General features: G+C 54.7%; 1 rRNA gene. It reads left to right on the forward strand.

Annotated elements, in window-relative coordinates:
• Window positions 1-737: ribosomal RNA gene (locus tag IE219_RS31385) — 23S ribosomal RNA — on the forward strand; the annotation flags it as partial.

The raw sequence follows: 737 nt of genomic DNA on the forward strand, positions 1-737 counted from the left end.
GTAGTAGGTAAGCGATGGGGTGACGCAGGAAGGTAGTCCAGCCCGGGCGGTGGTAGTCCCGGGGTAAGGGTGTAGGACGCACGGTAGGCAAATCCGTCGTGCATATAAGTCTGAGACCTGATGCCGAGCCGATTGTGGTGAAGTGGATGATCCTATGCTGTCGAGAAAAGCCTCTAGCGAGTTTCATGGCGGCCCGTACCCTAAACCGACTCAGGTGGTCAGGTAGAGAATACCGAGGCGTTCGGGTGAACTATGGTTAAGGAACTCGGCAAAATGCCCCCGTAACTTCGGGAGAAGGGGGGCCATCACCGGTGATGACACTTGCTGTCTGAGCTGGGGGTGGCCGCAGAGACCAGCGAGAAGCGACTGTTTACTAAAAACACAGGTCCGTGCGAAGCCGTAAGGCGATGTATACGGACTGACGCCTGCCCGGTGCTGGAACGTTAAGGGGACCGGTTAGTGATCTTTCGGGGTTGCGAAGCTGAGAACTTAAGCGCCAGTAAACGGCGGTGGTAACTATAACCATCCTAAGGTAGCGAAATTCCTTGTCGGGTAAGTTCCGACCTGCACGAATGGCGTAACGACTTCTCGACTGTCTCAACCATAGGCCCGGTGAAATTGCACTACGAGTAAAGATGCTCGTTTCGCGCAGCAGGACGGAAAGACCCCGGGACCTTTACTACAGTTTGATATTGGTGTTCGGTTCGGCTTGTGTAGGATAGGTGGGAGACTGTGAA

The organism is Streptomyces termitum, assembly GCF_014650175.1.
GTDB classification, from domain to species: Bacteria; Actinomycetota; Actinomycetes; order Streptomycetales; family Streptomycetaceae; genus Streptomyces; species Streptomyces termitum.